The sequence below is a fragment of the Burkholderia sp. Bp8986 genome, from assembly GCF_003854225.1.
Lineage (GTDB): Bacteria > Pseudomonadota > Gammaproteobacteria > Burkholderiales > Burkholderiaceae > Burkholderia.
This window is the reverse complement of the sequence record NZ_QTQM01000034.1, coordinates 77,593-83,622: the sequence shown is the minus strand read 5'-3', so window position 1 is coordinate 83,622 and position 6,030 is coordinate 77,593. Positions and strand designations below refer to the sequence as shown.

Genomic DNA, 6,030 nt, shown 5'->3' with positions numbered 1-6,030 from the left:
GAAACCTGGGCGCTGATCGTGTGGCTCAACTACGCGGCCTGGCTGCACATGCGCCTGATGAAGGGCCTGCGCGGCGCGGTTGCCGCTTGGTGGGCGCTCACCGGCCTGAGCGTGACGACATTCGCGTTCCTCGGCGTCAACATGTTCCTGTCCGGGCTGCACAGCTACGGGCAACTCTGAAGCATGCTGGGCGTTTCCTACCGTGTTCTACCCATGCACTTCGGCGAGCATTACCCCTACCCGCCGCCGGCGTGCCGGACCAGAATGTCCGAACGAGCATCGCCGCATTCCGGATGCGACGCAGGAGGAGCTGCCATGAGACGCGTCTATTTTCTGTTGCCGACGGCGCAATGCGCGCGGTCGATCGTCGGCGAGCTGCTGTCGCTGCGAATCGAGTGGCGACATATCCATTGCCTCGCGAATCACGATGTCTGGCGCGACGACTTGCCGGAAGCCACGCTGGTGCAACGCAGCGACCTGCTGCCGTCGCTCGCGCGCGGCACCGCGGTCGGCTCCGCGACCGGCATGCTGATGGGGCTGATCCTGCTGCTGGTCCAGCCCGCGGGTTTGCCGATCGGCGGCGGGATCGTCGTGGCGATCACGCTGTTCGGCGCGGCCTTCGGCGCATGGGTGGCGACGATGATCGGCATCGACATGCCGAGCACGCGCCTGAAGCGTTTCGAGGAGGGCATCGAGCATGGCGAGCTGCTGATGATGATCGACGTGCCGACCGACCGCGTTCGCGAGATCGAAGACGCGATCAGGCTTCACCATAGGGATGCGCATCTGCAGGGAGAGGATCCGACTGTCCCGGCATTTCCATGAGTGGCGGGGCGGGCCGAATGCCGGCCGCTACGGCGCTACACGTTGCCGGACGCCATCGCTTCATGGCGCCCGGCAACGCGCCGTGCGCGCGATGCCGGCAGCATTGCCGCGCGCAGGCTGCCGCGGGTCGCGCGTGTTTCGCGTTTTTCCGCGTTTTTCAATTCGCGGCGAGCAGCCGCTTGTAGCGCGCGAGCACGCGCGGCACGTACTCGCGCGTCTGCGGCATCGACGGGATGCGATACCCGGCCCGAATCACGGCATTCTCTCCGGCGTTGTACGCAGCGAGCGTGAGCTCGACGTTTTCCTTGAACAGGTCGAGCAGGAAGCGCAGATACCGTGCGCCGGTCAGCACGTTGGCGCGCGGATCGAACATGTCGCCGCCCGAGAAGCGCCGGGCCGTTTCCGGCATCAGTTGCATGAGCCCGAGCGCGCCCTTGTCCGATACCGCCTTCGGGTTGTATCCCGATTCGACGTCGATCACGGCGCGAAGGAGTTCGGGCGGAACGTTGAACGACCGGCTCGCTTCGGCGATCACGTCCTCGAACGACGACGCGACGACGTGTTTCGGCGCGACACGCCTCGTCGTGGATGCGGCCGGCCTGGCGGCTGGCCTCGCGGCCGCGACGATCACTTTCAGATTGACCGTGGTGGGCACGTTGGTCAGGACGATGACCCCGTTCTTCGCCACCATGCCGAATATCTGCGCGTGAGCGGCGCACGACCATGCCGAGCCGATTCCCGCGCATGCGGCGACGATGATGGTCTTTCGTAATCCGGACGAAGGTTGGCAGTGCATCTTTCAGGCCTCCTGCATCTGCATTTTCGTGGTCGGTTGATCGCATCGACAATGGGGCATCCTCCTACAATTCGATGCCGGCGGAGACGCTGCCGCGGTGGCGGTGCAAAACTGTTACACAAGGAATCGCCGGTAGGATTCGGTAATCCGGCGAAGTTGACGATCCTTACGCGGAACAGTTGTTTTCTGCTCGATGCAACCGTGGTTGCAGAAGAAATCATTTCTCGCGCGGCGAAAGCGATCGGATAGTCCCGCCATCCGTAGTCTTACTGATGCGACGCACCACCCCGAAACGATTCACGCCTGAAACATTCCCGTCGTCGCACGACGTTTCCGCAGATGCATGCCCGGCGCGGGCGCTCGCGCGCGGCGCGGTGGCGCGATCCTTGCTCGGACGAGGAGCGTGGCCAATCGCTCGCGAGGCGGGCCACCAGACCGGACCGACCAAATCATCAGAAAGAGCGTCCGGCACCGTGCAACCGAGGCATCGATGTCCAACGGGGGTGCAGGCGCGGGAACACTTGGGGGAAGTCGTGAATACTAAATATCGCGTGATAATTGCAGAAGATCACGATCTGCTGAGAAACGGGCTCCGGTCGATGCTTTGCGCACAAGGCGATTACGAAGTCGTCGGCGAAGCGCGGGACGGCAAGGAGGCATGCCATCAGGCAATGACGCTCGCGCCGGACCTGATCCTGATGGATCTGTCGATGCGCGGGATGAACGGCATCGATGCGAGCGCGACGATCAAGCGTCGAACGCCGTCCGTCCGGATCGTCGCGCTCACGGTGCACCAGAGCGAAGAGTATGTGCGCGAGGCGCTGCGCGCGGGTGTCGACGGCTACGTGCTCAAGGACGTTTCGTTCGACGAATTGCTGCTCGCGATGCGCATGGTCATGCAGGGGAAGAAGCACCTGAGTGCCGACGTGTACGGCTACATGGTCGACTCGTTCGTCAGCGGTCGCGAAATGCCCGCGCCGAAAAAGGCGTGGGACATCCTGACCGCACGCGAACGCAGCGTGCTGAAACTGATCGCGGAAGGACGCACCAACCGGCAGGTCGGTCAGTACCTGAACCTGAGCCCGAAGACGATCGAGAAGTACCGGGCGAGCATGATGCACAAGCTCCATCTCGCGAATCTGACGGAGCTGGTGCTCGTCGCGATGAACATGGGTCTGTTGACGACACTCGCGGCGAAATGCGCGGAGCCGAACGTGGACGAGGTGTCGACGCACGCAGTCGCCGACGGCGTGCAGGCGGCAGGCGCCGTCGCGCGGCTGGACGACTATCCGGCGGGCGGCGTGAAGGGCTGAGCGCGGCTGCGCGTCAGAGCGGCCAGGTTGCCGAGACGCGCGTGCCCGTCGCGGCGGACGACTGGATCGCAAACGTGCCGCCGTGCGCCTCGATGCGGTGCTGCATGCCGATCAGGCCGAGCCCGGCCGTGCGCGCGTCGTCCGTCGAAAGCGGGCGACGTTCGTAGCCGACACCGTCGTCGTCGATCGTCAGCATCAGGCGGCCGGCATCGTGTTGCAGGCTGAGCACGATCTCGGTGGCCTGTGCATGCTTGACGATGTTGTGGAGTGCCTCCTGCGCGACTCTGAACGCGTCGGCCTTCAGATGATCCGGTATGTCGTCGTCGTCGACGTCGCAATTGAACTCCACCGACAGCGGGTCCGCGTCGCGCTCGATGCGCCGGCACAGCGAAGCGAGCGCGGCCGGCAGTCCGAGCTTGTCGAGTATCGGCGGCCTCAGTTCGCCGCAGATCTGGCGTACTTCGCCGATCGTCTCGCGGATGCGCAGCACGGCGTCGTCGAGCAGCGTCGTCGCGTCGGCGATCTCGCCGCGGCGAATGCGCATGAGCGCGTCCTCGTTCATCAGCTTGATGAGCGTCAGCGCCTGGCCGAGCCCGTCGTGCAATTCCGCGGCAAGCCGATGCCGTTCCTTCTGCTGGCCCATCAGGAGATAGGTGTTGCAGGCATGCACGCCCGCATCGTTCGCCGCGGCGCCGCGCCGTTCAGGCTCGGGCGTCGACGGTTCCTCGAACAGCGTCAGCGACAGGTGCGTGTCGGGAAGTGCCTGCTGATGTACGACGAATCGCGCGGGATGGCCGCTTCGCCCGCTGAGCATTGCAGTGAACGAATGCTGCTGAAGGGCGGCGCTCGTGGACAGCTCGCCCGCCAGCTCGGCGTGGGCGTCGTCGGGCGCCAGGTCGGACAGATGCCGGCCGACGAGTTCGGCGGCCGTGTAGCCGAACACCGCCGCGGCACTGCGATTGACCGATACGAAGGTGCCGTCGTCGGCGAGAATGGCGAGCGCCGCTCCACGCGCATCGGTGACGACAGCACTGCGGCGATCATCGGGACGCACCGCGCTGCGCAGCTTGCGCATCGCATCGATCAGATCGAGCAGCCTGATCCGTGGTCCTTCCGGCTGGCGTTCAGTCATGGTATCTCCCGAAGCGCAGTTTTCAGGAAACCGTAAGGTTTCGATCATTCTAGGACGTGACCGACTCGGCCCGCAACATGGGGATTTCGCGCGTAAGTCTTGGGGAAATACCTTCCGTATGCAACGGGAAATCCCGCCAAGCGGGCATGTCCTACCGGCCTTTGGGGGGCGTCATCCCATGACGCTCGCGACCGGATTCATGACACTTCAGTGGCGGGGCACGGAATTGTCCGCTGTCTGGGCGCGTCTCAGGGAGGCTGGTATGAACAGGATCGGAAGATCGACGATGGGCGCACTCGTGGTCGCGGGCGTTGCGCTTGCCGCGACGCCCGCGTGGTGTGCGCCCGATGGCAGCGCGATCGAGAACGCCGGCGGTGCGGCCGCGGAAAACGCTGCCGCGAGCACGAGCGTCACGGAGAATGGTGCGCCGGATGCCGTCGAGAGCATGACGGGAATGACCATGCAGAACGGTGTCGAAGATCCCGCCGGAAACACCGCCGACAGCGCGGCGACGCACGCCGCGGAGCACGCGATGGAGCCGGCCAGCGAGCCCGCGATGCAGCCCGCCGCGGAGCAGGCGACGGAGCCCGCTACCGAGCCCATGACGCAGCCCGCCGCGGCGCCCGCCAACGATAGCCCCGCCGCGCCCGCGCCGGCCGCACCCGCCGCAAAACCGGCGGACAAGGCCGCCTCGCAGATGACCGACGGCGCGACCGGAGCCGCCGGCATGCACATGCATCATCACGCCGTGATGCCGGGCACCGTGCACACGATGGTCCAGTATGCCGAGCCGTCGGTCCAGCTCGTGCGCGACGACGGCCGGACCGTCTCGCTGGCCAAGGAACTGGACGACGGCCGGCCGGTGATCCTGACATTCATCTACACCAGTTGCACGACCATCTGCCCGATGATCAGCCAGACGCTCGAGCAGCTGCAGGGCGAACTCGGCACCGACCGCGACAAGGTGCACATCATGTCGATCTCGATCGATCCGGAGGCGGACACGCCCGAGCGGCTCAGGACCTACGCGGCACGCTTCGAAGCCGGCCCCGAATGGCAGCACTACACCGGTACCGTCGATGCGAGCGTCGCCGCACAACGCGCGTTCAACGTGTATCGCGGCGACAAGATGAACCACACGCCGGTGACGTTCGTGCGGGCTGCGCCGGGCCAGCCGTGGCTGCGTATCGACGGCTTCGCGACGCCGACCGAGCTGCTCGCGGCCTATCGCGATGTCGTCGCGTCCAACTAGGTATCGCGTCTCTGAAAGGAGCGTCGAAATTGGACAACAAGCACCGTGTGCTGATCGTCGAGGATCAGCATCTGTTGCGGGTCGGCCTGAGTCACCTGGTTTCCGAGCTGGCCGACTACTGCATCGTCGGCGCGGCGAGCGGCGGGGTCGAGGCCTGCCGTCTCGCCGAGAAGACGCGGCCCGATCTGATCCTGATGGATCTGTCCATGCCGGGCGGCAGCGGCTTCGAAGCGATCGCGACGATCAAGCGCGACGTGCCGCATGCGCGGATCATCGTCCTCACGGTTCATCGCAGCGAAGACAACGTCAGGGAAGCGTTTGCCGCCGGCGCGGACGGCTACGTGGTCAAGGATTCGCCGTTCGCCGACCTGGTGCGCGAGATGCGCTTCGTGATGCAGGGCAAGTGCGTGGTCAGCCTCGACGCCTATCGCGCCCGCGCCGGCCAGCGCGGGCTGCACGACGCGAACGCGCATCGGGCGCGATTGTGGAATGCGCTGACGAATCGCGAGCGCACGGTGTTGCGCCTCGTCGTCGAAGGGCACACGAGCCGGCAGGTCGGCGAGTGCCTGAAGGTCAGTCCGAAAACGGTGGACAAGCACCGCGCCAATCTCATGCGCAAGCTCGGCGTCGTGAACCTGACCGGCCTCGTTCACTTCGCGATCGACGTCGGCGTGCTCGCGCTGAACGACGACGACCGTGTGTAAATCCCCTC

General features: G+C 65.6%; 7 protein-coding genes. 5 read left to right on the top strand and 2 right to left on the bottom strand.

Annotated features, from left to right (window positions below):
* Both ccsA and DID99_RS26145 read left to right on the top strand, forming a co-directional pair.
* On the top strand, positions 1–180 hold a 180-nt coding region (gene ccsA / locus DID99_RS26150), incomplete at its 5' end, for a cytochrome c biogenesis protein CcsA (protein WP_185500368.1).
* Positions 181–315: 135 nt separating this feature from the next.
* Complete coding sequence (locus DID99_RS26145) at positions 316–825, top strand: DUF1269 domain-containing protein (RefSeq protein WP_124523912.1); 510 nt, start codon at positions 316–318, stop codon at positions 823–825.
* A gap of 157 nt (positions 826–982) precedes the next feature.
* Here the strand turns inward: DID99_RS26145 and DID99_RS26140 are convergent, their stop codons facing one another.
* The gene (locus tag DID99_RS26140; RefSeq protein WP_124667782.1) at positions 983–1,621 is read right to left on the bottom strand and encodes a lytic transglycosylase domain-containing protein; all 639 of its coding nucleotides are present in this window, start codon (positions 1,619–1,621) and stop codon (positions 983–985) included.
* Positions 1,622–2,154: 533 nt separating this feature from the next.
* Here DID99_RS26140 and DID99_RS26135 point away from each other — a divergent pair.
* Complete coding sequence (locus DID99_RS26135) at positions 2,155–2,934, top strand: response regulator transcription factor (RefSeq protein ID WP_044849151.1); 780 nt, start codon at positions 2,155–2,157, stop codon at positions 2,932–2,934.
* Positions 2,935–2,947: 13 nt separating this feature from the next.
* Here the strand turns inward: DID99_RS26135 and DID99_RS26130 are convergent, their stop codons facing one another.
* Positions 2,948–4,066: an ATP-binding protein gene (locus DID99_RS26130; protein ID WP_124667781.1), complete on the bottom strand. Its 1,119-nt coding sequence runs from the start codon at positions 4,064–4,066 to the stop codon at positions 2,948–2,950.
* A 601-nt stretch (positions 4,067–4,667) separates the two neighbouring features.
* Here DID99_RS26130 and DID99_RS26125 point away from each other — a divergent pair.
* Complete coding sequence (locus DID99_RS26125) at positions 4,668–5,318, top strand: SCO family protein (RefSeq protein WP_260444712.1); 651 nt, start codon at positions 4,668–4,670, stop codon at positions 5,316–5,318.
* Positions 5,319–5,347: 29 nt separating this feature from the next.
* On the top strand, positions 5,348–6,022 hold the full coding sequence (locus tag DID99_RS26120; protein WP_124667780.1) for a response regulator transcription factor: 675 nt from the start codon (positions 5,348–5,350) through the stop codon (positions 6,020–6,022).
* Positions 6,023–6,030 lie beyond the last annotated feature (8 nt).